This window comes from Chroococcidiopsis sp. SAG 2025 (genome assembly GCF_032860985.1).
In the GTDB taxonomy this organism is placed as follows: Bacteria; Cyanobacteriota; Cyanobacteriia; order Cyanobacteriales; family Chroococcidiopsidaceae; genus Chroococcidiopsis.
The window spans coordinates 2,490,372-2,510,553 of record NZ_JAOCNC010000001.1; the positions used below are offsets into that span (position 1 = coordinate 2,490,372).

30 protein-coding genes and 1 pseudogene are annotated in these 20,182 nt (G+C 44.7%); 17 read left to right on the forward strand and 14 right to left on the reverse strand.

The features are described 5' to 3' along the window. Window positions 1–7: 7 nt before the first annotated feature. The 4 genes from N4J56_RS12025 to N4J56_RS12040 all read left to right on the forward strand — a co-directional run bounded on the left by N4J56_RS12025 (window position 8) and on the right by N4J56_RS12040 (window position 1,274). On the forward strand, window positions 8–268 hold the full coding sequence (locus N4J56_RS12025; protein WP_317106661.1) for a redoxin family protein: 261 nt from the start codon (window positions 8–10) through the stop codon (window positions 266–268). 30 nt (window positions 269–298) lie between these two features. Continuing rightward, on the forward strand, window positions 299–643 hold the full coding sequence (locus N4J56_RS12030; RefSeq protein ID WP_317106662.1) for a DUF1816 domain-containing protein: 345 nt from the start codon (window positions 299–301) through the stop codon (window positions 641–643). A 2-nt stretch (window positions 644–645) separates the two neighbouring features. Continuing rightward, entirely contained in the window at window positions 646–945 is a 300-nt protein-coding gene (locus tag N4J56_RS12035; RefSeq protein ID WP_317106663.1) for a DUF1830 domain-containing protein, read from the forward strand. Window positions 946–1,055: 110 nt separating this feature from the next. Then, on the forward strand, window positions 1,056–1,274 hold the full coding sequence (locus N4J56_RS12040) for a DUF1816 domain-containing protein (protein WP_015154839.1): 219 nt from the start codon (window positions 1,056–1,058) through the stop codon (window positions 1,272–1,274). A gap of 335 nt (window positions 1,275–1,609) precedes the next feature. On the opposite strand, the gene N4J56_RS12045 is transcribed toward N4J56_RS12040, so the two are convergent. Continuing rightward, the gene (locus N4J56_RS12045) at window positions 1,610–2,173 is read right to left on the reverse strand and encodes a GNAT family N-acetyltransferase (protein WP_317106664.1); all 564 of its coding nucleotides are present in this window, start codon (window positions 2,171–2,173) and stop codon (window positions 1,610–1,612) included. Between the two features lie 134 nt (window positions 2,174–2,307). Then, complete coding sequence (locus tag N4J56_RS12050) at window positions 2,308–2,892, reverse strand: TIGR00730 family Rossman fold protein (RefSeq protein WP_317106665.1); 585 nt, start codon at window positions 2,890–2,892, stop codon at window positions 2,308–2,310. A 106-nt stretch (window positions 2,893–2,998) separates the two neighbouring features. Between N4J56_RS12050 and N4J56_RS12055 the strand changes: the two genes are divergently transcribed. The 3 genes from N4J56_RS12055 to rdgB all read left to right on the forward strand — a co-directional run bounded on the left by N4J56_RS12055 (window position 2,999) and on the right by rdgB (window position 5,461). Next, on the forward strand, window positions 2,999–4,435 hold the full coding sequence (locus tag N4J56_RS12055) for a phosphoglucomutase/phosphomannomutase family protein (RefSeq protein WP_317106666.1): 1,437 nt from the start codon (window positions 2,999–3,001) through the stop codon (window positions 4,433–4,435). Between the two features lie 70 nt (window positions 4,436–4,505). Further along, entirely contained in the window at window positions 4,506–4,835 is a 330-nt protein-coding gene (gene nrtS / locus N4J56_RS12060) for a nitrate/nitrite transporter NrtS (protein WP_317106667.1), read from the forward strand. A gap of 14 nt (window positions 4,836–4,849) precedes the next feature. After that, window positions 4,850–5,461, forward strand: a complete 612-nt coding sequence (gene rdgB / locus N4J56_RS12065; RefSeq protein ID WP_317106668.1) for an RdgB/HAM1 family non-canonical purine NTP pyrophosphatase — start codon at window positions 4,850–4,852, stop codon at window positions 5,459–5,461. Between the two features lie 57 nt (window positions 5,462–5,518). Here rdgB and N4J56_RS12070 read toward each other — a convergent pair whose 3' ends face one another. From N4J56_RS12070 to msrA, 6 genes are all read right to left on the reverse strand, one after another. Then, entirely contained in the window at window positions 5,519–5,857 is a 339-nt protein-coding gene (locus tag N4J56_RS12070; RefSeq protein ID WP_039717719.1) for a P-II family nitrogen regulator, read from the reverse strand. 252 nt (window positions 5,858–6,109) lie between these two features. Next, entirely contained in the window at window positions 6,110–6,637 is a 528-nt protein-coding gene (locus N4J56_RS12075) for a hypothetical protein (RefSeq protein ID WP_317106669.1), read from the reverse strand. A gap of 157 nt (window positions 6,638–6,794) precedes the next feature. Then, window positions 6,795–7,598, reverse strand: coding sequence for a bifunctional hydroxymethylpyrimidine kinase/phosphomethylpyrimidine kinase (gene thiD, locus N4J56_RS12080; protein ID WP_317106670.1), 804 nt, complete (start codon window positions 7,596–7,598; stop codon window positions 6,795–6,797). A gap of 41 nt (window positions 7,599–7,639) precedes the next feature. Next, the gene (locus N4J56_RS12085; protein ID WP_317106671.1) at window positions 7,640–7,987 is read right to left on the reverse strand and encodes a fatty acid desaturase; all 348 of its coding nucleotides are present in this window, start codon (window positions 7,985–7,987) and stop codon (window positions 7,640–7,642) included. Beyond that, the gene (locus tag N4J56_RS12090; protein ID WP_317106672.1) at window positions 7,933–8,451 is read right to left on the reverse strand and encodes a hypothetical protein; all 519 of its coding nucleotides are present in this window, start codon (window positions 8,449–8,451) and stop codon (window positions 7,933–7,935) included. The genes N4J56_RS12085 and N4J56_RS12090 overlap by 55 nt, the downstream gene beginning before the upstream one ends. 498 nt (window positions 8,452–8,949) lie before the next feature. Further along, entirely contained in the window at window positions 8,950–9,606 is a 657-nt protein-coding gene (gene msrA, locus N4J56_RS12095) for a peptide-methionine (S)-S-oxide reductase MsrA (RefSeq protein ID WP_410500484.1), read from the reverse strand. A 208-nt stretch (window positions 9,607–9,814) separates the two neighbouring features. Here msrA and N4J56_RS12100 point away from each other — a divergent pair, with 208 nt between their 5' ends. The 4 genes from N4J56_RS12100 to N4J56_RS12115 all read left to right on the forward strand — a co-directional run bounded on the left by N4J56_RS12100 (window position 9,815) and on the right by N4J56_RS12115 (window position 12,903). Then, window positions 9,815–11,317, forward strand: coding sequence for a phenylacetate--CoA ligase family protein (locus N4J56_RS12100; RefSeq protein ID WP_317106674.1), 1,503 nt, complete (start codon window positions 9,815–9,817; stop codon window positions 11,315–11,317). A gap of 170 nt (window positions 11,318–11,487) precedes the next feature. After that, complete coding sequence (locus N4J56_RS12105; RefSeq protein WP_039716885.1) at window positions 11,488–11,838, forward strand: YtxH domain-containing protein; 351 nt, start codon at window positions 11,488–11,490, stop codon at window positions 11,836–11,838. Then, window positions 11,792–12,373 (forward strand): DUF948 domain-containing protein, encoded by a 582-nt coding sequence (locus N4J56_RS12110; protein ID WP_317106675.1) that lies wholly within the window; start codon window positions 11,792–11,794, stop codon window positions 12,371–12,373. Before N4J56_RS12105 ends, N4J56_RS12110 begins: the two co-directional genes overlap by 47 nt. Before the next feature lie 245 nt (window positions 12,374–12,618). Beyond that, the gene (locus N4J56_RS12115) at window positions 12,619–12,903 is read left to right on the forward strand and encodes a DUF427 domain-containing protein (RefSeq protein ID WP_317106676.1); all 285 of its coding nucleotides are present in this window, start codon (window positions 12,619–12,621) and stop codon (window positions 12,901–12,903) included. Between the two features lie 74 nt (window positions 12,904–12,977). Here N4J56_RS12115 and N4J56_RS12120 read toward each other — a convergent pair whose 3' ends face one another. Next, the gene (locus N4J56_RS12120; protein ID WP_317106677.1) at window positions 12,978–13,229 is read right to left on the reverse strand and encodes a hypothetical protein; all 252 of its coding nucleotides are present in this window, start codon (window positions 13,227–13,229) and stop codon (window positions 12,978–12,980) included. Window positions 13,230–13,295: 66 nt separating this feature from the next. On the opposite strand from N4J56_RS12120, the gene N4J56_RS12125 reads away from it, so the two are divergent. The 3 genes from N4J56_RS12125 (at window position 13,296) to N4J56_RS12135 (ending at window position 16,197) form a co-directional block, all read left to right on the forward strand. Next, window positions 13,296–14,576 (forward strand): hypothetical protein, encoded by a 1,281-nt coding sequence (locus N4J56_RS12125; protein WP_317106678.1) that lies wholly within the window; start codon window positions 13,296–13,298, stop codon window positions 14,574–14,576. A gap of 161 nt (window positions 14,577–14,737) precedes the next feature. Further along, complete coding sequence (locus N4J56_RS12130; RefSeq protein ID WP_317106679.1) at window positions 14,738–15,502, forward strand: pentapeptide repeat-containing protein; 765 nt, start codon at window positions 14,738–14,740, stop codon at window positions 15,500–15,502. Between the two features lie 71 nt (window positions 15,503–15,573). Continuing rightward, complete coding sequence (locus N4J56_RS12135; RefSeq protein WP_317106680.1) at window positions 15,574–16,197, forward strand: TenA family protein; 624 nt, start codon at window positions 15,574–15,576, stop codon at window positions 16,195–16,197. A gap of 159 nt (window positions 16,198–16,356) precedes the next feature. On the opposite strand, the gene N4J56_RS12140 is transcribed toward N4J56_RS12135, so the two are convergent. Then, window positions 16,357–16,698 (reverse strand): hypothetical protein, encoded by a 342-nt coding sequence (locus tag N4J56_RS12140; RefSeq protein ID WP_317106681.1) that lies wholly within the window; start codon window positions 16,696–16,698, stop codon window positions 16,357–16,359. A gap of 430 nt (window positions 16,699–17,128) precedes the next feature. On the opposite strand from N4J56_RS12140, the gene N4J56_RS12145 reads away from it, so the two are divergent. From N4J56_RS12145 to N4J56_RS12155, 3 genes are all read left to right on the forward strand, one after another. Beyond that, complete coding sequence (locus N4J56_RS12145; protein WP_317106682.1) at window positions 17,129–17,281, forward strand: hypothetical protein; 153 nt, start codon at window positions 17,129–17,131, stop codon at window positions 17,279–17,281. Window positions 17,282–17,315: 34 nt separating this feature from the next. Beyond that, the gene (locus tag N4J56_RS12150; protein ID WP_015154861.1) at window positions 17,316–17,651 is read left to right on the forward strand and encodes an ArsR/SmtB family transcription factor; all 336 of its coding nucleotides are present in this window, start codon (window positions 17,316–17,318) and stop codon (window positions 17,649–17,651) included. A 96-nt stretch (window positions 17,652–17,747) separates the two neighbouring features. Continuing rightward, window positions 17,748–17,945 carry a hypothetical protein gene (locus N4J56_RS12155; protein WP_317106683.1) on the forward strand — a complete coding sequence of 66 codons (198 nt, stop codon included), beginning with the start codon at window positions 17,748–17,750 and terminating at the stop codon, window positions 17,943–17,945. Window positions 17,946–17,996: 51 nt separating this feature from the next. Here N4J56_RS12155 and N4J56_RS40980 read toward each other — a convergent pair whose 3' ends face one another. From N4J56_RS40980 to N4J56_RS12170, 4 genes and pseudogenes are all read right to left on the reverse strand, one after another. After that, window positions 17,997–18,155: an integrase core domain-containing protein gene (locus N4J56_RS40980; protein ID WP_410500322.1), complete on the reverse strand. Its 159-nt coding sequence runs from the start codon at window positions 18,153–18,155 to the stop codon at window positions 17,997–17,999. Window positions 18,156–18,170: 15 nt separating this feature from the next. Further along, window positions 18,171–18,944 carry a hypothetical protein gene (locus tag N4J56_RS12160; RefSeq protein WP_317106684.1) on the reverse strand — a complete coding sequence of 258 codons (774 nt, stop codon included), beginning with the start codon at window positions 18,942–18,944 and terminating at the stop codon, window positions 18,171–18,173. Beyond that, entirely contained in the window at window positions 18,920–19,435 is a 516-nt protein-coding gene (locus N4J56_RS12165; RefSeq protein WP_317106685.1) for a hypothetical protein, read from the reverse strand. Before N4J56_RS12165 ends, N4J56_RS12160 begins: the two co-directional genes overlap by 25 nt. 87 nt (window positions 19,436–19,522) lie before the next feature. Next, a pseudogene (locus N4J56_RS12170) lies at window positions 19,523–20,032 on the reverse strand (IS3 family transposase); the annotation flags it as partial. Window positions 20,033–20,182 lie beyond the last annotated feature (150 nt).

Here is a 20,182-nt window from a genome sequence, read left to right on the forward strand (position 1 = left end):
AAAGTAGATGAGCATTCAAGTTGGCGAGCGGATTCCATCAGTTACTCTATCTTGGATGGGTTCTGACGGACCCACAACCATATCTACTAACGAGCTGTTCAAAGGAAAAAAAGTAGTATTGTTCGCCGTTCCTGGTGCATTTACACCAGCTTGTTCGGAGCAGCATCACGCCGCAATTATCGAAGATGGTGTGCTGAAGTCTATAGAAGTAGAGCAGCCAGGGCAAGTGGAAGTGAGTAAGGCAGAAAAGGTGCTGCTGAACCTGTGAACTTGCGATCCAGTTAGATATAGGAAAGATATGAATGCCATCTGGAACAACGTTAAAGAGGGTGCGATCGACTTCTGCCACAACTTTGGCTGGGCATGGTGGCTAGAAATTGACACCCAGAATCCAAGCTGTACGTATTACTTCGGTCCCTTCCTCACTGCGAGAGAAGCTCAAGCTGCGAAGACTGGCTATGTAGAAGATTTAGAACAAGAAGGAGCTACAGAAATTACGGCAACAATCAAACGCTGTAAACCAGAAAAATTGACAATCTCAACAGATTTGGCAGAACAGAGCGAACTCCCAGTAAAACCAGCATTCAGCACTCAAATGTGGCATTTCTTCAGGAGTAAACTGAGTTTTCAAAGGTTTCTATAATCATGATTCAAGCACTCGATCGCGTTTTGCCAATTCAAAGTAGCGTTCTATGCTGCTATGCCAATACTACTAACAGCCTCCAAGTTGTCCGCATTACCAATATTCCTCACTGGTGGTTTGAGCGAGTTGTGTTTCCAGGGCAAAGATTATTATTTGAAGCCGTACCAGATGCCCGGTTAGAAATTCATACAGGTGCGGCGACTGGCTCGATTCTGTCGGATAAAATTTCTTGCGATCGCCTTCGCGTCGGTGAATCGTCAGTTCATTCCGAGGACGACGAGTTCAGATCGCGCAACTATTAGCACTTATGTGAGGGCAACTGCACTTTAGTAGACTAAGGCAGGAAAACCAGGACTATGGAAAACATCAAACCAGATTGGAGTTAAGCATAATCTAAATTCGAGAGCATTTCATGTCTCAACTAGAGCAACAAAACTTGGAATGGTGGGCAGAAATCGTGACCGATCGCCCCCTTTGTACCTACTACTTTGGACCTTTTGCCACAGCCAAGACTGCCAAACTCGCTCAGCTAGCGCATATAGAAGATTTCGAGCAGGAAGGAAGCAAGATCGTCTTTGTAGCCGTCAGGCGATGCCAATCGCAATTACTAACAAGCTTTGAGGATGAATAAATTTACATGTATCATTCCGCTTGGAGCAAAATTACCAGCTAGATAAAAGCCCAGAAATAGATGCTGAAATAGCTTCTTGTAAAGCTTTCCAAGCGGAACGACCGAGTAGAAGTGAGATAAGTACATAGCTGACTGAAACGATTGCTATGAAACACAGTAGCCCTATAACTATAGCAACTGGCAGAGGAAAAGTAAGTAATAGTTTTGATACTACCAAATAGTAATAAGCTAATCCTAAGTTGCGATCGCAGATAGAATACCTTGAACGATCTTATTCGCGTCTTTGCGTCTTTGCGTGACACAAATCTTACCTGCAACTTAGTATCAATTGAATTTTACACAGTTTTTATATGCAAACTATATAAAGAGCGATCGAATTGATACTCTTCGCGAGAGATAGCATAATACAGCACGTCTAACCCTTCTTTATTAACGCACTGAACAAATCTCATTCCCACTCTTTCCATCACCCGCACTGAAGCAATATTTTCCACATCCGTAGCAGTAATAATCTGCTGAAACTTATGTTCGGTAAAGCCATATTGAATCATGACTTTTGCGGCTTCTGTCGCTAGTCCTTGCCCCCAATATTGCGGTAATAAGCCATAAAGTAATTGTAATTCTGGTGGATTGTCGTAGAAGAATCGGAAACCACAGAAACCAATTAATTCTGAATTATCTTTTAACAAGATACTCCACTGACCAAAACCATGCTGTTCAAAACATTTAGTATTATTTTCAATTTCTGTGGCAACCCATTCTCGCGGCATAATTTTATCGTCGCATAAGTATCTTCTGACTTGAGGATCGATGAAAATGCGATGCAAGTCACCTAAATCTTCTTTCGCATAAGGACGAAGTTTGAGACGGGATGTATGAATTTCTATCAGAGACAGCATAAATAGTAAGGCAAAAGTTAAAAGTTAAAAGTCAAAAAACTTAAATCTTAAGTTGGAGAGATTTAACTACTTACTACACTGAGTCCGAAAGAATTTTAGCAATAATTTAAGAAATGTGTATTGAAATCAAAAGATTAAACCTCAGTATCTTGCCTCAACCACTTTTCAACGGTTATCGGTTGATAGCTAGCTAATAAATTAAGTAAGTCTTCTGGAACCGACGATTCTAATACCAAAGCACGCAGTTCCGATTTTAAAAATCCTTCTGTGACGGCGCGATCGAATAACTGTAATAGCGGATCGTAATAACCCTCAACATTTAATAAACCTTGGGGTTTTTGATGCAATCCCAACTGCGCCCAGGTGAGAATCTCGCAAAATTCTTCCAACGTGCCATATCCCCCAGGTAAGGCAATAAATGCATCAGCTAATTCTGTCATTAAAGCTTTGCGATCGTGCATGGAATCGACAACATGTAGTTGTGTCAGTCCATTGTGAGCAATTTCCTTGTCAACTAAAAACTTGGGAATGACCCCAATTACCTCACCACCTGCGGCTAAAGCGGCATCGGCTACCATACCCATCAAACCTACATTACCACCACCATAAACCAAGCTTAATCCTCGACGCGCGATCGCCTCACCCATTGCTTGGGCAGCTTCTTGGTAGATAGAACGATTACCCGTACTGGAACCGCAGAATATGCAAATAGATTCCATAAAAGTTCTTCACATTCATCAAACGTAATCCAGAGGCGCGAACTTCTTCATTGCTTATTAAACCAGAGATGTTAAGATCCAGCGTTAGGGTTCTGGGGTAAATACCATGCCAGGAATTGGCAATAAAATCAAGTTTGGTACGGATGGTTGGCGCGGTATCATTGCCGATGAGTTCACATTTGAACGCTTAGCCTTAGTCGCACCGATCGCCGCTCAAGTTTTAGCACGAACGTACGGTAATACTACAGGTAGCAATACGATTATTGTGGGCTACGATCGCCGCTTCATGTCAGAGGATTTTGCCCGTGCAACAGCCCAAGCCGTTACAGCGGTAGGGTTTGACGTACTTTTATCAGAAACTTACGCTCCCACTCCTGCTTTTAGTCTAGCGGCAAAACAGCATAATGCTCTGGGTGCTTTAGTCATTACTGCTAGCCACAACCCAGGTAGCTATTCAGGATTGAAAGTTAAAGGCGCTTTTGGCGGTTCTGTCCCGCCAGAGGTGACAAAGAATATTGAATCTTTATTAGATCGTCCATCCTCTGTCAGTGCCAATCCTGGGAAAATGACAACATTCAATCCTTGGTCTAGCTACTGCAACACTCTACGGGCAAAAGTCGATCTCGATCGCATTCGCTCGTATATTACGCAAGGTAAACTAACAGTCTTTGCTGATGTGATGCACGGTGCAGCCGCAGGGGGACTAGCACAGATATTAGAAGTACCAGTAAACGAACTTAACAGCGATCGCGATCCGTTATTTGGTGGCGGTGCGCCAGAACCATTACCAAAATACCTTTCCCGTTTATTTGAAACCATCCGTACCCATAGTGCTGAAAAAGGCAATTTGGCTGTAGGCTTAGTATTTGATGGCGATAGCGATCGGATTGCGGCTGTAGACGGACAAGGCAATTTTCTCAGTTCCCAAGTCTTGATTCCCATTTTGATCGAACACTTGGCAGTAAATCGGGGAATGAAAGGCGAACTTGTCAAAACTGTCAGCGGTTCTGACTTAATGCCCCGCGTTGCAGCTTTACACCAAATCCCAGTTTCCGAAACTCCGGTGGGATACAAATATATTGCCGATCGCATGTTAGAAACTCAAGTTTTACTTGGGGGGGAAGAGTCAGGCGGGATCGGTTATGGAACGCATATCCCCGAACGAGATGCTTTACTTTCTGCTTTATATGTGCTGGAAGCAGTGACCCAATCTGGACTAGATTTAAGCGCCCTCTACCAGCAACTCCAGTCAAAAACTAACTTTCATTCTGCTTACGATCGCATCGATCTACCCTTAGCAAGTATGGAAGTGCGATCGCGTCTCTTGGATCAGTTGCAAACTCAACCCCTCAAAGAAATTGCTGGAAAAGCCGTAGTCAATTGCCAAACTATTGACGGCTACAAATTCCGCTTGGATGATGATAGCTGGCTGATGATTCGCTTTAGCGGCACTGAACCTGTCTTGCGTCTATACTGCGAAGCACCGACAATTGAGCAGGTGCATCAAACCCTGAATTGGGCGAAAGATTGGGCGGAGAAATAGGGAGTCGGGAGTCGGGGAAGAGAGCAGGGGAGCAGAGGGAGCAGAGGGAGCAGGGGAGTAGGAGAGCAGAGTGAGAAATTACCAATTACCAATCCAAAATGGTTGCATTCGCCACTCTTCACTCTTCACCCTTCAATTTAAAATTCCCTCACTAGTTATTCGTCACTTCTCCATGAAAGCGATCGCAGGATACCTCCGCAGTTTGTTCGATCGGAAATTTGTCTTTACGGGTTTGAAGACTGCTCTATTTGTAGGCACGATCTTGTTTACGATTAATCATGGTGGAGCATTGCTGCGTGGAGAAATGGATCGAGAACGCTGGATGTCTGGAGTTCTGACCTACCTAATGCCTTATTGCGTCAACGTCCACGGTCAATACATAGCTCGCCGTAGGCTATAGACGGATAAAAGTCAATGAATCCAAAATCCAAAATCCAAAATTTAAAATCCCTAGTAGTTGCAACTGGTAATCCAGGTAAGTTAAAAGAAATGCAAGCTTACCTGACCGATTTAGACTGGGAATTGACCCTCAAACCGCCAGAATTGGAAGTTGAAGAAACGGGCGATACTTTTGTCGCCAATGCTTGCTTAAAAGCTGCTCAAGTAGCAAAAGCAACTGGAAAATGGGCGATCGCTGACGATTCTGGTTTACAAGTCGATGCTTTGGGTGGCGCTCCTGGGATCTACTCTGCCCGTTATGCTAAAACCGATGCAGAGAGAATCGAACGGGTTTTACAGGAACTAGGAGACGCGACAAATAGACAGGCGCAATTTGTCTGCGCGATCGCGATCGCCCGTCCCGATGGCGCGATCGTCCTGCAAGCCGAAGGCATTTGTCGCGGTGAAATTTTGACTGCACCACGGGGCATAGGAGGCTTTGGCTACGATCCGATTTTCTACGTTCCCGATCGGCAAATGACATTTGCCGAAATGCCACCCCAACTGAAACACGAAATCAGCCATCGCGGACGAGCCTTTCAAGCCCTGATTCCCCAGTTGCAAGAAGTGGTAAGTGGTGCTTGGTGAGAATCGATCGATTACCAATTACCAATTACCAATTATCACTGATAACTGATAACTAGCCTAAACTGCCTCCAGATTCTTTTCACCTGTCCGAATGCGGACTACTTCTTCTACAGGGCTGATAAAGATCTTGCCATCGCCAATCTCTCCAGTACGGGCGGCGGCGATGATTTTGTCTACTACCATGTCTACCTGTGCGTCTTCGATGACGATCTCTACTTTGAGTTTTTGCAGAAACTCTACCGTATACTCGGAACCGCGATAGCGTTCTGTTTGTCCTTTTTGTCGTCCAAAGCCTCGGACTTCTGAAACCGTCATGCCCACAATACCAGCGTTAACGAGGGCAATTTTCACTTCATCGAGTTTAAAGGGTCGGATAATTGCTTCTACCTTTTTCAATTTTCTCACTCCCGTTTGTTTATCGTTTTATATTGGTGTGTTTTACTGCTGTGATTCACCAAAGGAAAATTATCTCTTAGTTTGAGTGCGATCGCACTGTTTGAATTGCTGCGTAGATTGCCTCCATCCTGTTTTTCTACACTCGATCGATCCCAAATGCAATAGCTGGAACTTATTTGTCGTATCATCCTCTAGTGTGAAGTATCGTATTAATTAATACATTTTTTAGAAGAAGGCAGTCAGTGCGATCGCTCAACGATTGGATGTTAGAGGGCGAACCAGGAGAAATCCAGTACTAAATGCTGTCACGACTACGATTGAAACTGCGATCGCCAATCCCCAGCCATTCATTCGAGCAGCGTCCGATTGGGAACGGTGATGGTAATTATCCGCTTCCACTTCTTCAACTGCTACAAATTCTGAAGCATGTCCGCCGCCAGTTTTCATTGTCACACTGCCTTGGTGTCCGGCACGACCAGACGGCGGGCGCTTTGGTTTGACTCGATCCTCTCGTTCGGGGCGATCGTTTTCTATTTGGTTCGCCACAGTCGTATCAACCACTTGTTGTAGATAGGAAACGTGCTGTACGACTTTTTCAATTTCTTGGCGGAGGTGTTGATTTTGTCTGGCTAGCTGTTGATTTTGCGACTTGAGAGCGTCAATTGTCTCCTGGGTAGCTTGCAACTCCAATGCCAATTCCCGATAGACCGAAAGCGGCACAGAGGGCATATAGTTATGAGATGTTGGATGATGATGAGCAGAGCTGGAGCTAGATCGCATGGTTAGCGCCGTCAAAAGAAATATTCGCCACCAGTTTAGCCAGATTTTGCTACTTTCATAGCTAATTTGTAATATTTATCAGTTATTAGGGAGCAGGGAGCAGGGAGCAGTGACCAGTTAATTCTCAACTTACGACTTACGACTTACGACTTACCAATTACCGACTCTCCTTCAAGGGAAAGAAATGCCCGACAGGTCCTTGTCCTTTGCCAATGTTGAGGGCGTGTTTCAAGGCTGTGGTAACGTATTCTTTTGCTTGTCGTACAGCTATCAATGGCTCTTTCCCCAAAGCGAGATTGGCTGCGATCGCGGCGGCTAGGGTACAACCCGTACCGTGAGTGTTCTTTGTATCGACTTGGGTTGTCGTGATGATCTCCAAGCGATCGCCATCAAACCAAACATCAACCCCGCGCGCATCTCCTAACATTCCTCCACCCTTGACTAACACAGCCTTTGCTCCCGTCCGGTGAAAAATGTCCTCAGCCGCAGTTTTCATGTCATCTAAGCTATGAATTTCTTTCCCGCTCAAAATTTGCGCTTCGTAGCGGTTAGGGGTGACTATGGTTGCTAGAGGGATGAGCTGCGATCGCAAGCTTGTTACTGCTGCATCGTCAATTAACTGCGCTCCCGTGCGCGACACCATCACGGGATCGACAACCAATTTATCTAAACTCAAACTCTCAACCTGTTGGGCTACAGCCGTAATAATTTCTTGGTTGAGCAACATCCCAGTTTTTACACCTTGAACCCCGATATCCTCAACCACCGCCTGAATTTGAGCGACAACAGCAGCAGGAGGTAAAGCATCAACTCGCATGACACCCAAAGTGTTTTGAGCCGTGATACAAGTAATCGCACTCGTACCGTGTACGCAATGGAAGGCGAAAGTTTTCAGGTCTGCTTGAATTCCAGCCCCGCCGCCGCTATCCGATCCCGCAATTGTCATTGCTACGTTTGTCATTTGTCATTTGTCATTTGTCATTCGTTGTTGGTTGTCAGTCACTATTCCCTACTCCCTACTCCCTGCTCCCTACTCCCTTTCTTCATCCTATAGACTTCCGGTAATTTCCACCAAGGGACTTGGGGATATTCGTGATGTTCTTCGTGATATCCGAAGTGGTAGCAAGCTAGAAACGACCAGAAAGGCACTATATGAGTTGATTGGGCGCGATGAATATTTTCGTAGCCTGCTCTTGGTTCTCTGTGAGTTAAGAACGTACCAAAGTAAAACAACTGTACCGAACTGAGAATTGCTGGTAACGCCCAAAATAAAATGAGGTGGGTTCTAGATATATTTAATAATACATTGCGCCATGAAAAAGGAGTGTTAATCCAATGATTTGTCGCCAACTCCAATAGTTTCCAATAAAATACAAGTACCAGGCAAAAAAGTTTTTCTGCTTGCCGTTATGAAAATCGGGATCGAGTTGACTGGCTGGATGTCGGTGATGCGCCCAGTGTTTTTGCAGCAATCGATTGTAAGGAAATAAAGCATATAAATTTACAGCTACTCTACCAAACCAGCGATTTATTTGGAGATGATTTGGAGCGACTAGTCCATGCATGGCATCATGGGCTGTAATAAATAAGCCTGTATACAAAAATGTTTGCCAAACTATTGCTAATAGAATTCCCCAAATCCCCGGTTTTTCTAGATGACTTGAGAGGAGAAAGCATAAACTAGCTATCCAAGTCACGATAATCGTTAACGCAATTACAATCCCCTTATATGTATATGAATAACCAATATTCAATCGCGTTTCACTTTGGTTTAAAGCACTTTGTTGTAAAGGGTTCGGAATCGATGCAACCATGTCAGAGTAGAATCCTTAGCAAACGTAGAAGTAGACAAGCCGAACTTGAGGGCATTTTAAGCAAGCCTCTATTATCATATACGAGTTTGTTAATTTTTGTTAAACCTCTAAAGATAGATGTGTTTTCAGTAGATATAAAATAGCTCTTTAGTTAGATTTGAAATAGTTATTCGTGCAGCAAGGTCTGTCTGAATTTATCTTTAATTCAGACAATGCAAAGCTTTTACTATTGCAATTCAAAGGAGAAGAAAAAAAATTCTCATCTAACTCGCGATAGATTGCTTGATGGTAAAAAGCTTTACGAACAAAGACATAGGATGTAGAGAGGCGCGTCGGAAAATTTTAAGAAAAACTTTATGTGTTATTAGAGTGAAACTTTAAAGATATTTGTGGCGATCGCGTCAAGAAAAATAAAATTAGTTGAGTAATTATTAACTTTATTTTTAGTTATAAACATTTTCTATAGTAGGGAGCGTTACTAACGCCCCCTATGTTGTTCTAACTTGCTATCAATCCCACTGGACAAGCAACGTTCGTACCCCCTAAACCACAATACCCGCCAGGATTCTTTGCCAGATATTGCTGATGATATTCCTCTGCCCAATAAAATTCGGGAGCATCAATAATTTCAGTGGTTATCTTGCCATATCCTGCCTGAGTCAAGGCTTGCTGATAGGTATCTCGCGTTGCTATTGCTAATTGTTTCTGTTCTTCAGAGTAGACGTAAATTCCCGAACGGTATTGGGTTCCGACATCGTTTCCTTGTCGCATACCCTGAGTTGGGTCGTGGTTTTCCCAGAAAACTTTCAGCAATTGTTCGTAACTAATGACTTTGGGATCGTAGACGACAAACACAACTTCATTGTGACCCGTCATCCCCGAACAAACTTCTTTATAAGTGGGGTTGGGCGTATAGCCAGCCGCGTAGCCAACAGCAGTGATAAAAACGCCATCTAACTGCCAAAACTTGCGTTCTGCACCCCAGAAACAGCCCATACCAAACATTGCTGTCTCCATACCGGCAGGATATGGCGGCTTGAGAGGATTTCCATTTGTGTAGTGAGTCTGAGGTACGGGCATTGCTTGCGACCGTCCGGGTAAAGCCTCCTGGGGAGAAGGCATAGCGATTTTTTTACCAAATCCGAATATCATTATTGTTTTCCTAACTCTCAATCTCTAAACAACAGCTTTACCTTACTTAACATTGTAGAGATTTTAGTGAGTAACAACACGATCGCTGAGAAAAGCAAACAGCAAAAAAGCAAGAAGCATGAAACAACAAAGTGGTTTAGGTAAATCGACTTTGATGCAATAGTCTTGATAAGATCGTTCCAATCCGGTTGGTCGAAAACAATCACAGGTAATGCAGCAAGAACAAAGCGATCGCGTATTAACAGCCTTGCAAGAGTTTTTCACTACACCTCTAGCAACGAAACTAAGCAAACATCAACAAGTTTCTCCTCAAGCTGCTGCCTTAGAGTTATTTCGCGATGTGGCTGCAACTGTACCAGCATACAAAACTTTTTTAACGGCACGGGGAATCGAGCCAACAGCAATTCAAACTTTGGCAGACTTTCAACAACTGCCGCTACTGACAAAAGACAACTACCTATGTTGTCATTCCCTGCCAAATTTTTGTCGGCACGGACAACTAGAAAGATGCGATATGGTAGCAGCATCATCAGGTTCTACGGGGAAACCAACGTATTGGTTGCGCTACCTGACCGACGAATTGCAAATTGCTACCCGCTTTGAACAAATATTCCACGATAGCTTTTCTGCTGACACCCGCCCCACTCTAGCAGTTGTCTGTTTTACGTTGGGAACTTGGGTAGGTGGGATGTTTACAACTGATTGCTGTCGCCACTTGGCAAGTAAGGGTTATCCCATCACTGTTGTAACTCCAGGGAATAACAAAACAGAAATCTGCCGTGTCGTGCAAGAACTGGGTAGTTTATTCGAGCAAGTAGTATTGCTGGGATATCCGCCCTTTCTCAAAGATGTCATTGATACTGGCAAAGCTAACGGCATAGAGTGGCAGCGCTACCAAATCAAATTAGTTCTAGCAGGAGAAGTCTTCAGCGAAGAGTGGCGAAGTTTAGTAGGGGAGCGAGTGGGAGCAAACAATCCCTACTATGATTCTGCTTCACTCTACGGCACGGCTGATGCTGGCGTGTTAGGCAATGAAACACCTTTGAGTATCTGCATCCGACGTTTTTTAGCAGAGAATCCAGAGGTAGCCCGTAGCTTATTTGGGGAATCGCGTTTACCCACCTTAGTACAATACGATCCGCTCAGTCGCTTTTTTGAGGTGCAAGACGGCACGCTACTGTTTTCGGGTGATAATGGCATTCCCCTCGTGCGATATCACATTGCCGATACAGGTGGAATCATTGCTTACGATGCCATGCTGGAATTTTTGCGATCGCACGGATTCGACCCGATCGCCACTTTACAGCAACAAGGAACGAGAGGCATCCATGCTCTACCTTTCGTCTACGTGTTTGGGCGGGCTAATTTTACTATTTCTTACTTTGGCGCAAATATCTATCCCGAAAATGTCATCGTTGGCTTAGAACAACCGCAGATTCGAGAATGGGTGACAGGTAAATTCGTGATGGAAGTGAAGGAAGATGCCGATCGAAACCGTTTCTTCTCTATAGTGGTAGAGTTAGCACCAGGTGTAGAGGGAAATGAAGCAAAAAGAAATGCGATCGCCACCTCAATTCACGCGCAATTGCTCCGACTCAACAGCGAATTTGCCAATTACGTTCCCCCTGAATATCAAATCCCCCAAATCTCCCTCGCCCCCACGGGAGATCCAGAGTACTTCCCCGTAGGAGTCAAGCATCGATATACAAGATGAGAGGCAAGGAGTGAGGAGTGAGGAGTGAGGGAGACACGGGGGACAGGTCGCAAGTCGCAAGTCGTAAGTAGGGAAATTGTTTAATCTCCCCTGCTCCCTACTCCCTGCTCCCTATTCACTGACAACTGACAACTGACCTTACAATGAGTGTAGAGAGAAAATCCTCATATATGCCTAACAACCGTTCAGGAGTCTTTATCGGCGGTTTTTTATTAGGTGCTGCCGTCGGCACTTTAACTGGAATGTTAATCGCCCCACGTAGCGGACGAGAAGCGCGACAGTTGTTGAAAAAATCTGCTAATGCTATCCCAGAACTAGCAGAAGATTTATCGACTAGCGTGCAACTCCAGGCAGACCGTCTTTCAGGATCGGCATTACGTAGTTGGGATGATACATTAGAACGATTGCGAGAGGCGATCGCGGCTGGGGTTGAAGCCAGTCAGCAAGAGCGTCAAGCCATCAAACGGCAAAATAATGAGATTACTTCCGATTCCCGTACTGCTTATACAGATCGCCCGTAGTGCCACTGCGATCGATCCGCTGTTTTGGCTCGGACTGTCACTACTGCTAGTTGCTATTAGCCTCACAGCAGTTTTATTGGCAGCCGTGCCAGCTTTTCACGAATTAGCACGGGCATCTCGCAGTGCCGAAAAACTCTTCGATACGCTCAAACGAGATTTGCCTCCAACTTTAGAAGCAATTCGCTTGACAGGGTTAGAAATAAGCGATTTGACCGATGATGTGAGCGATGGGGTAAAAAGTGCGGCACAAATTGCAAAACAAGTCGATCGCAGTTTAGATCGAGCCAAGGAACAAGCAAGAAGCGTTGAGGTGAATACTCGCAGCGTCTTAACAGGTGTAAAAGCAGCCTGGAAAAATTTCACCCGTAGCACCCCTAATCGCCATAGTCGCGATCGCCTTCCAGCAGAATCAAGGCAACCCTTACCCACATACTTCAACAAAAATTCAGATAGTGACTTCGACAAAGATACAGTCATCCCAGAAGAAAATCGTCTCAAATCACCTCCTTTCTACTTTGATGACGAAGAGGAATGAGTTGTAAGTTGTAAGTCGTAAGTCGTGAAGAGGTTGTAGGGTGTGGGGGAGCCAGTGCGGTCTTGGGGGTTCCCCCCATGAGCAACTGGCGTTGTGGGGTTGACTTGTGACTTGTGACTTGTAATTGCTCCCTCAGCTCCCGATCGCTCTCTCCTCCCCCTTGCTCGTGCGCTCCCTGATAACCGTTCTCAATGGAGTCATAATGATATCTGAAGAGTTTGTGAATTGAAGCAAAATAATTAACTATGGCGAAAGCAACTTGGAATGGAGCTGTATTAGCTGAAAGCTCCAAAACAGAGATCGTTGAGGGCAACCACTACTTCCCTCCCGATGCAATCGACAAGCAGTATTTTCAAGCATCTTCCACTCATACGACTTGCCCTTGGAAAGGAACTGCTAGCTACTACAATGTTGTCGTTGATGGACAAGTCAACAAAGACGCTGCTTGGTACTATCCGACAGCCAAAGAGAAGGCAAAAAATATTGAGGGTTACATTGCCTTCTGGCGTGGAGTAAAAGTCGAATCATAGTTAGCGGTTAGTTGTCAGTAGTTAGAAGTTAGTCGAAAATCAACAACTGACAACTGACAACTGACAACTGATAACTACCTAGACCGAGCTTTTTTTGCCTGCTTAACCAGTACGGGTCTGGGTTTTTTCTTTTTGTATTTCGGGTCTTCCACCATACGAGACATGGGAGGACGGCAAGTTTCACAATAGAGAGGTCTAGGACCATAACTCTCCCGTTCCGTGGGTTGACTGCATTGCTGGCAGATGAATTTATATAACCGAGTATGGATTGTACGTTCGTGGGCGCGGACTGTGTACTCTCGAACAAAAACCTTTTTGGATGGCATGACAAACAAAACCTAGCTATGGTGTATCCAATATGCTAACTAGAAAGGAGTTCAATACTGAAAAAAATGCCTCTTCATAGACAACTTCAACACTTAATCGAAAACTTAATTGCTCTGAAAGAGCTTTACCACACCCAGCTCGTAGAGTCTGAGAAACAGGTAGCTCGCTTCAAAGAGCAATTGTCGCATGTCAACGGGTTACTAGTAGCACAGTTGGTAGAAAATCAACAGTTTGTACAAAGCCTAGTCGATATGCGATCGCAATGTCATGCTCAACTAGAAGCGAACCAACGTCAAGCAGCCCATGCCAGAGAACAAATAACTCACGTTAATGCTCTCCTCGCAGACCAAGTGAGCTTACCTCCAATGCAACATGCATTTGAGCTGCCAACGACTGCTTTTGAAGAACAGCCACGGCAAACCCTATCTGGTATAACTGCACCCGAACCCGAATCATTCTCCCAGCCTCTATCCGACCTTACCCAATCACAGCCCCAGGCAGAAGCTGAGCCTGCCCAACCACAACCCCAAGCAGAAACTGAACTTACCCAACCACAGCCCCAAGCAGAAACTGAACTTACCCAACCACAGCCCCAAGCAGAAGCTGAACCTGCCCAACCACAGCCCCAAGCAGAAGCTGAACCTGCCCAACCACAGCTTCAAACAGAAGTTGCCGAAACACCTCTGGAGGTAGGAGAGACGAGCGAGGATACTGCCAGATCTCCCTCGGCTATTAAAACTCCAATGAAGGCAGAATATCAGAATCTGACGAAAATTCAAGCAGTGGAAAAGCTATTGCGGGAAAACCAGGGCAAGATTTTAACTGTGGAGTATATCATCTGGTCATTGTATGGTGACATGGATGCAGAAGCGGTCAAAGCAGAAAAACCCAGGATCTATGATACCCTCGGACAAGGTACGGATAAAGGGATTTGGGAAAAAGTCCCAGATCAACCAGCTTGCTATACCTACAAGTTGAGCCTAGTGGAACCTACAGCAGATTCTGAATCTGCCACGGTTAACACCTCCCGCTTACCCGTAAGTTCTCGTCGGCGACCGTCGCGGCGTGGTAAAAGCGATGATATGCTGCCTCGCTACAATCATCTCAGTCTGACTGCGGCTGTGGAAGTGGTGGTGAACGAGCATCCTGGTGAAGTGATTACCACTGAGAAAGTTGCCAAAGTGCTATACGGCGATGACATTGACGGACGTGCCTTAGTCAAAGCTAAAGACCGGATTGGTAAAACCCTCTGGGGAGGAGCAACCCAAGGACGATGGCAGCGCATTCCGGGTAGACTGGGCTGTTATACGCTGAGTTTGAAAACTTTGAAAAGGGGTAATGGGTAGTGAGGAGTGAGGAGTGAGGAGTGAGGAGTGAGGAGTGAGGAGTGAGGAGTGAGGAGTGAGGAGTGAGGAGTGAGGAGTGAGGAGTGTGGGAGTGTGGGAATTTCTCGGTTAAGATGTATTGTCCATCTGCGATCGCCTAGCAATTGTCTCTATCCTCACCTATGAAAACTCAACTCATCGTCATCACTACTGTTTTGACTGCTTTGCACTTCGCACCTCCAGCTCGTGCGGGAGATCTGGAACATATTAGACAACTTCTGGCAACAAAACAGTGCGAAGGATGCGATCTTAGTGGTGAGGGTCTGGTCTTAGCTAATTTAAGTCAGGCGAATCTGCGGGGGGCGAATTTAAGTGGTGCTAATTTGAGTCGGGCGAATTTGAGCGAGGCTGACTTAAGCGGTGCAAACCTCAGTGGTGCTTCTCTGTTTGGGGCAAATCTGAGTGGTGCTAAGTTGGAGCAAACAGATTTGAGTGGAGCCGATCTGCGCGATGCCTATTTAGCTAATGTAGACTTGAAGACAGCTAATCTTAGCGGTACTAGTTTGCAGGGGGCGATCGCCATTCCTACCCAAGCAGCAAAGCCTGAAGAATTTTATCGTTGGGGCATTGCTCAAGGACAAAAAGGCGACCCCAAAGGCGCAATTGGCTATTTCAATCAAGCTCTTAGCTTAAACGACAAATACGCCCCAGCTTACATGGCGCGAGGTATTGCCCGCTACCAACTGCTAGACCGACCGGGAGCGATGGAGGATGCTCAACGCGCCAAATGGTTATTTTTACGGCAGAGAAATAATGAAGGCTATGACACCGCCCAAGCCTTTGTCAACCAACTGCAAGCACCGCAAACAGAAACACCTAAGAGCAAACCCAATTTCTTTAACTTCCTCGGTGGCGTAACTTCAGTTTTATTAAGGTTTTTGTTGTAACCTAACTAGTGAGTAGGGAGCAGGGAGCGCACGAGCAGTTAATTCCGACTTACGACTTATAACTTCCCCATATGTCTCTATCCAGCGAATTGTGGCAAACTAATCAAGATTTAGCTCAAGCTTGTCTGAATCATCCATTTGTTCAGGGTATAGCCGATGGAACCTTGGAGCGAGAAAAGTTTGCTTACTATGTCGGGCAAGATGCATTTTTCCTTGAAGCCTTTGCCCGTGCCTACAGTATTGCCGCTGCTAAAGCACCTGATTGGGAAGGATTTAATTTGTTTCATGGCTTAGCTGGGGGCGTACTGCAAGAACTTCAGCTTCATGCCGGGTATGCAGCCACATGGGGAGTCAATATTAGTTCTGTCGAAACAGGTACAGCCACTCGTCGCTATATCGATTTTTTGTCGGCTACTGCTTGGAGTCAAGATGTGGGTTTAACCGCTGTGGCAATGTCACCTTGTATGAGACTTTATGCTTATTTGGGACAGAAGTGGGCAACTAAGGGTATTCTCACACATCAGTACAGCGATTGGATTCGTACCTACAACAGCCCAGAATTCGAGCAGCTAGCGCAACAACTCGAAAAATTGAGCGATCGCTACACGAGCAACTCTGATATCGTACAAAAAACTTATCGCTATGCTATGTTGTGCGAGCGAGATTTCTTTCAAGCGGCATGGGAATCGGGCTGATCGACCATAACAATCGTTCGCTAGGTTTTCTTGCCACTGCTAGAGTGATATGCTGTGCGATGAAGTTCTTGCTTTGATTTAATGAGTGTTCGCATCAAACTACAGCCATTTCAAATATTAGTGGGACGACTATGAAATTAGACAACTATAAATAGGCGTTCATGACTTCCGAGTTTTGTAGCTTGCTGCTCCAAAGGGATATGCCGAATTCCGAAACCTAATCCAAGTTTGCCATCCGATCGCCGAGAGTGACATCAATTGTCTGAGTTGTTGTAGTTGTATTTGCAGTGGTTCGCCACTCTGCCTCAAGCGATAAATACTGTCTTGTCCGCAATAAATTATTTCTGGTGCGTCGCGCAGTACGGTACGAGTGCAACGCTCGATCGCAATTAGTGTATCAGCCGTCCGTGCTAATTTGCAACGAATTTGCCAAATTCGTTGCGCTACATAGCAAAGCAGTACAGATAAAATTAAATTTATAGCAACAACAATCGTAACCATGAGGCTCAAAGCTGTATGGATTGATGACAAAATCAGTTCATATTTAGCAAAATAATTTATTTTTATTTTTGATTATTTGAATGTTCTACGTATTGGGAGAAAATATTAACAATTACGACAACTTCGTTCAACTTTGCTAACGCGATCGGTTATCCTTTTAATTTGTTTTTATTTTTTTTTTTTTTTTTACATTGATTGAACAAAGGCAATTTCTTAAAAGTGGAATTTGAGAGTTAGCAGTCGATCTCAGTAACTTTGTATTTAATACTACCAGCAGCGATCTCATCCAAGGGAGAGAAGTTTTTCACCACAGGCATTGATAGTTTGTTTTTACCAATGCTAATGCATAAATTACCTTTAAGTAAAGCTTTTTTGCAGTAATTTATGTGTAAGTAAAATTACTTATTAAACCATCCTTTTGTTTGCCATCATGAAAGAAACAAAAGTCGAAGCCAAGTACAACCAGAAAGACCGCAATCATCTAGCAAACTCAGCGATCGCCAATGGAGAAGATTTTAACTTTGACTTGTGGGCAAGAGCCGTCAGACAACAAATGCTAGCTGTGTTGCGCGAAAGAGAATAGCATATAGTCAGACGTATAATTTCAATAAAATTTGATGCAAGTTTCTTTCTCAGTCACCTCCGACGCGATCGCATCTGGTTTTCATGCCTTGTCTGAGCCGTTACGCATTCGGATACTAGAACTTTTACGCTCCTCAGAGCTTTGCGTGTGCGAATTGTCGGAGGAACTGGGAATTGCTCAGTCCAAGCTATCTTTTCACCTCAAAACCTTAAAGGAAGCTAATTTGGTGCGATCGCGTCAGGAAGGACGCTGGATTTACTACAGCTTGAATTTATCTCAGTTCGTTGCGTTAGAACAATATTTATCAGAATATCGTCGCTTCAGTCAATTGCTTCCTGCCCGTCCCTGCGAGGATACGCCCTCATCTTGAGCCAAACATTCCCTCTTGACAAATCAATTTTTTTTGAAATGATAGAAAGGTAGACTCCCCTATCGCAAATTGATTTCAAGTGTAGGAGTGAGGCAGATGAAAACGATAGCCAGTATTTCTATTTTCCTGGCGGGATTTGGTGTTGCGATCGCAACTGCTATGGCAATGCCAAACGCAGTTAGTCCAACCAAGCAACCGTTAAGGTTCGCTCAAGTGAATAATTCAGAACCCGCAGCTACAGTTAAGACGGATGGTTCTAGCACAGTTTACCCTGAAGTGGATCCAAATGGTTAGACAGTTTGAGGGGAGAGTTAAGCTCTAACCCAAGGATCGACACTCGCTCCATCAAGCAAGTTCAAGCGATTTCAAACTTTTCCAATAAACAGTATTAGGAGTTTGATAATCTAATGCTTGATGAAATCTCTGTTCATTATACCATTTAAACCATTTGTTGACCTCAAATCTTAAATGTTTCCCATCATCAAAATCTAGTAAGTAAATCAATTCATATTTCTAGTTCTAATGGATTGTGTGTTTGTTGAATTTTCCACCTCCTCTGCCATTGATTGAAGCAGCAATCAAGAAATTGCGTAACCAGTTTGGATGATAGTAGAAACCGTTAAGTTGCTCAAATGGGGAAACGGTATCGGTGGGAGAAGGTTGAGAACGACGACTATAGGGATGAAAGTTCCATAATATCGCCATTGCGCGTAGAGCAAGATTGGCAGAATCTTGATGACCATGAAAATACTGCATTGAAAACAGGATACGATTCTGATAATTCATCAAGCGATCGAGCATATTGCTGGTACGATGGGCTTCGGGAAAATCATAGGCAATTGTGAATTGGGGAGCTTTAACGGAAAGATGAAGAATTTTCGTGACAATGGTTTCAGGTAAGGTTTGAGCGATAGCCCAGGCTTGTAAGTGCTGAAGTCGTTCCATAAACTCTGCTGCTGATGTAGCATGATAGATGTTCCAGAGTTTGCCCATTAACGTCTTAAATAGAGTTGCTTGAGAACGGCAGCGTTGTCCAATTGCCAGCACTGTATGCAAAAAGCACAGGAGCAGGGTAACTCCAGGAAATAGCTGTTTCCAGGCTGCTTGAGTTGCTTCCCACCCGTCGGTGTTGACCGTTTGCGGTTGGTAATCTGCTTTGAGTTGCGTCGCTTCCTGGGCAAACACTCCATAAGCCGCTTGTAAATCTTCAGTTGCCGCCGTGGCTGACAACTCGGCTCCTAAAATACAGCCTGCTGCCACGGTCGTCGCTACATAGACACGCTCCCCATCCACCAGGTATGCTTCTCATCGCTTAACAGGTGAGGGGGAATCGCTTCCCCGTCTTTGACGGTAGTGCCGACGATTGAGGGGCGACCCAACGCTAATGAGGCTCGATACCAGTACATTGAGTCTTTCCCCATCACGTAAGCAATCGCTTCATAGGGTACGCCAAAGGAGCGCAGATACAAGCCCTTCTCCACCGCTTCGGTTTTACCAATCATGTAAGGCATGACGAAATCGGGGCGCAGTTGATACGCTTGTCCATTTGCAATCAACCGAATCCGCCGACTGACTAACCCTAACTTGGCAGAAGTGCGAAACCCATGAAAACAATAACCTGCCTCAATCTCAGCCGGAAACAATTCCCCATGTTGCTGAATTTGTTGGTCGAGATATTTGCGAAACGCTTTACGGTCTTTCACCAACTTCTCGTAGTCAACGCTATCAGCAATTGGAAGACAGATTGTCTTGTCCCCAGGAACGCTTGAAACAGTCTTGCTCATTAGCACCTCCCTCATCCCTGATTGAGTTACTCTTGAGCCTACCAGATTTGCCCTTTGCTCTCTTCAAAAACACACAATTAATTAGAATCAGTCATATTTGAGCGAGCGCCATAAACGTTCAATAAAGATATTGTCATGACATCTTCCTCTACCATCCATACTAATTTTGACATTGACTTGTTTCAAGCATTGAGTAAAGTCAGTTGAGGTAAATTGACTACCTTGGTCGCTATTAAAGATGTTTGGTTTTCCATAGATAGATAAGGCTTCTGATAAAGCATCCAGACAATCTACCTCCATCGTGTTGCTAATCCTCCATGACAGCACTTTTCGAGAGTACCAGTCCATGATTGCTACCAAATAAAAATGTCCTTTCCTCACAGGCAAATAAGTAATGTCCGTACACCAAACTTGATTGGCTGTCTCTACCGCTAATCCTCTTAGCAAATACGGATAGATTTGATGAGCTGGATGGGAAATAGTTGTGCGTTTTCTCGGATAAACTATTTGTAATCCTAATTGACGCATCAGGCGAATTACTCGTTTGCGATTAATTTCGTAGCCCAGTGAACGCAAATACACCGTCAATTTTCGACTCCCATAAAAGGGGTTTTAAGTATTGCTCATCCAATAAACGCAACAGCATCAATTCCTCATCTGAGATTTCTTGTGGCTGATAGTAATAGCTTGAACGAGCAATTCTCAATAGTTGGCATTGTCGGACGATGCTTAGTTGTGGATGGTCAG